This is a genomic window from Falsiroseomonas oryzae (assembly GCF_027856955.1).
GTDB classification, from domain to species: domain Bacteria; phylum Pseudomonadota; class Alphaproteobacteria; order Acetobacterales; family Acetobacteraceae; genus Falsiroseomonas; species Falsiroseomonas oryzae.
On record NZ_JAPSMD010000832.1, the window covers coordinates 1 to 1188 of the forward strand.

Here is a 1188-nt window from a genome sequence, read left to right on the forward strand (position 1 = left end):
AGATCGCGAGCTGCACCAGCGCCGGGCAGGCGTCGCCCGGCGGCGCCTCGCCGCGCAGCGCGCGCTGCACCGGCGGGCTGCCGAGCCAGGCGACGTCGCCATTGCCCAGCACCACCACTTCGTCGCCTTCCAGCAGCGGCGGGTTGGTGCCGCCGCGCATGGCGCGCGCCAGGTCGAAGGGCACGAAGCTGCGCACGCGGGTCTGCGGATCCAGCCGCAGCACCACGCCGAGCAGCGGGTAGGGATCGGGCCGCACCAGCCGTGGGTCGGAGAGCAGGCCGCGCAGACCCGTGCCGCTGCGGCCGGCGGCGCGGGTGACGGGTGCGGTGACGTGGCCCGCCAGGCGCAGCTGGTTCGCGACCACGTCGGCGCCGGGCTGGACCAGCACCGAATCGCCGCGGCGCACCTGGTCGCCCGGCCGCAGCTCGGTGAAGGAGCGGCGGCCCGCGGCATCGGTGCCCTGCACCAGGAAGCGGTTGCCGGTCGGCCGCAGCGGCTCTCCCGCCAGGCGCAGCAGCGTCGCCAGCGGCACGGCGGTGGTCCCTGCCGGCAATTCGTAGATCGCCGGCCGCGTCACCTCGCCGGCCACCGCGACCACGCCGCCCAGCGCCGGCACCAGGATGCGCTCGCCCTCGCGCAGGCGGAGATCGGCGGCTCCACCGCCGCCGGCGATCACCGCGTAGAGGTCCACCACGCGGCTGCCGTACGGCCCCTCCACGCGGATCGCGCGCAGCGATCCGGTCTTGCGCACCCCGCCCGCCTGCTGCAGCGCGTCCAGCACGGTGGAGAGCGCGGTCAGCGCCTGCATCCCCGGCCGCTGCACCTCCCCGCCGACGAACACCGCGATCTGCCGGACCTGGCCGATCGTCAGGAACAGCTCGGTCCCCGGCATGTCGCGGGCGATCCGGCCTTCCAGCTCGGCGCGCAGCTCGCGCAGGGTGCGGCCCGCGGCGGGCACGGGCGCGAGGTCGGGCGGCAGGATGGTGCCGTCGCGCAGCACGCGCAGCGTCAGGGTGGCGCGCGTGCGGCCGCGCAGCGCCAGCACCAGCTCGTCGTCGCGGCCGACCAGGTAGTCGTCGGGCAGCGCGCCGACCACAGGCGTCGCCGCCGGGCCGGCTCGGAAGCTGTCATAGCCGAACTGCCGCAGCGCCAGCCCCAGCCGCTCGGCGAAGAACGCCTCGGTGTGGT

Annotated in this window: 1 protein-coding gene; it reads right to left on the reverse strand. The window is 76.6% G+C overall.

Annotated features, from left to right (window positions below; translation table 11 throughout):
• A partial coding sequence (locus OZN99_RS32060) for an SLBB domain-containing protein (RefSeq protein WP_270939232.1) occupies window positions 1-1188 on the reverse strand: 1188 nt, incomplete at both ends.